This is a genomic window from Streptomyces sp. NPDC058964 (genome assembly GCF_042741275.1).
Classification (GTDB): Bacteria; Actinomycetota; Actinomycetes; order Streptomycetales; family Streptomycetaceae; genus Streptomyces.
This window is the reverse complement of record NZ_JBHYKH010000554.1, coordinates 1-2,563: the sequence shown is the minus strand read 5'-3', so window position 1 is coordinate 2,563 and position 2,563 is coordinate 1. Positions and strand designations below refer to the sequence as shown.

The window sequence follows — 2,563 nt, the reverse complement described above, 5'->3', positions numbered from 1 at the left end:
TTAAACCCCCCCGCACATATACCCCGCTTAGCCCCCGGGGCGCCCCCCCCGTGGGGGGCCCCCCCTTCGGCGTCGTACGGGCGCGGTTACTTGCGCATGACCTCGGGCTCGTGGCGGCGCAGGAAGCGGGCGACGAAGAAGCCGCAGATCACGCCGAGGGCGATCAGGGCGGCCATGTCCATGCCCCAGGCGCCCACGGTGTGGTCCCACAGCGGGTCCGTGCTCCCGCCGTCCGTCGGCGGGCTGATCTTGTTGAAGTCCAGCGTGGCGCCGGCCGCGGCGACCGCCCAGCGGGACGGCATCAGATACGAGAACTCGTTGACGCCGATCGAACCGTGCAGGGTGAACAGACAGCCGGTGAACACGACCTGGATGATCGCGAACATGACCAGCAGCGGCATGGTCTTCTCGGCCGTCTTCACCAGCGAGGAGATGATCAGGCCGAACATCATCGAGGTGAAGCCGAGCGCCATGATCGGCACGGACAGCTCGACGATCGTCGCGCTGCCGAAGACCAGGCCCTCCTTCGGGATCTCCCGGCTGGTGAACCCGATCACACCGACCAGCAGGCCCTGGAACACGGTGATCATGCCGAGCACGAACACCTTGGACATCAGGTACGCCGAGCGGGACAGGCCCGTCGCCCGCTCCCGCTCGTAGATCACCCGTTCCTTGATCAGCTCACGGACCGAGTTCGCGGCACCCGCGAAGCAGGCGCCGACCGCGAGGATCAGCAGGACCGTGGTGGCCGTGCCGTTCGGGACGATCCGGCCCGTCTGGGAATTGACGCCGTTGGGCAGCAGGCCCTTGTCGGAGTCGATGAGCAGGCTCACCGCGCCGAGCACGGCCGGCAGGATCACCATCAGCGCGAGGAAGCCCTTGTCGGACGCGATCACCGACACGTAGCGGCGCACCAGCGTGACGAACTGCGACATCCAGCCCTGCGGCTTCGGTGGCTTCATCGCCTGCATCGGAGGCATCTGTACGGCCTGCGGCGCAACGGCGTCGATGTCCGCGGCGTACATCTGGTAGTGCTGCGAGCCCTTCCAGCGGCCCGCCCAGTCGTAGTCGCGGTAGTTCTCGAAGGCGGAGAAGACGTCGGCCCAGGTGTCGTAGCCGAAGAAGTTCAGCGCCTCCTCCGGCGGGCCGAAGTAGGCCACCGAGCCGCCCGGCGCCATCACGAGGAGCTTGTCGCAGATCGCCAGCTCGGCCACCGAGTGGGTGACGACGAGGACCGTACGGCCGTCGTCCGCGAGGCCGCGCAGCAGCTGCATGACGTCGCGGTCCATGCCCGGGTCGAGGCCGGAGGTCGGCTCGTCCAGGAAGATCAGCGACGGCTTGGTGAGCAGCTCCAGAGCCACGGAGACGCGCTTGCGCTGGCCGCCGGAGAGGGAGGTGACCTTCTTCTCCTTGTGGATGTCGAGCTTCAGCTCGCGCAGCACCTCGTCTATGCGGGACTCGCGCTCGGCGGCCGTGGTGTCGGCCGGGAAGCGCAGCTTGGCCGCGTACTTGAGGGCCTTCTTGACGGTCAGCTCCTTGTGCAGGATGTCGTCCTGCGGAACCAGACCGATGCGCTGGCGCAGCTCGGCGAACTGCTTGTACAGGTTCCGGTTGTCGTAGAGCACCTCGCCCTGGTTGGCGGGCCGGTAACCGGTGAGCGCCTTCAGCAGGGTCGACTTGCCGGAACCGGAGGGGCCGATGACGGCGATCAGCGACTTCTCCGGGACACCGAAGGAGACGTCCTTCAGGATCTGCTTGCCGCCGTCGACCGTGACGGTCAGATGGCGTGCGGAGAACGAGACCTCACCGGTGTCGACGAACTCCTCGAGACGGTCGCCGATAATCCGGAAGGTCGAGTGGCCGACGCCGACGATGTCGTTCGGACCGAGCAGCGCCGTACCGCCCTTGGCGATCGGCTGACCGTTGACGTACGTGCCGTTGTGCGAGCCGAGGTCGCGGATCTCCATGCGGCCGTCGGGCATCGAGTGGAACTCGGCGTGGTGGCGCGAGACCTGCAGGTCGGAGACGACCAGCTCGTTCTCCAGCGCACGGCCGATACGCATCACGCGGCCGAGCGAGAACTGGTGGAACGTGGTCGGGCTGCGGTCGCCGTAGACCGGCGGCGCCCCCGCGCCACCACCGGGCCCCTGCTGGGCGTACGGCTCGGCCGGGGCGCCCTGCTGCTGCGGAATGGGCGCGGCCTGCTGCGGCTCCTGCCAACCTGCCTGCGGAGCCTGCTGCTGCGGCGGCGCCTGCTGCGCCCAGCCGGCCCCCGCACCCTGGGCGGCGTACGGCGCGGCCTGCTGCTGCGGCTGAGCGGCGGTGGCGCCGGACAGGTTCAGCCGCGGGCCGTCGGTCGCGTTGCCCAGGTGCACGGCCGAGCCCGGACCGATCTCGGTCTGGCTGATCCGCTGACCCTGCACGAACGTGCCGTTGGTGCTTCCGTGGTCGTCGATGACCCAACTGCGGCCGTTGAAGCTGACCGTGGCGTGTAGGCAGGATTACCTTGCGTGGTAGAAATAGAATTGTACCAGCGGTTTGGGTGCCGTGGTTTATGTACAGT

At 68.1% G+C, this 2,563-nt stretch carries 1 pseudogene; it reads right to left on the bottom strand.

The features are described 5' to 3' along the window. Nucleotides 1-86: 86 nt before the first annotated feature. Nucleotides 87-2,492, bottom strand: a pseudogene (locus ACFW2E_RS39945) (ATP-binding cassette domain-containing protein); the annotation flags it as partial. Nucleotides 2,493-2,563 lie beyond the last annotated feature (71 nt).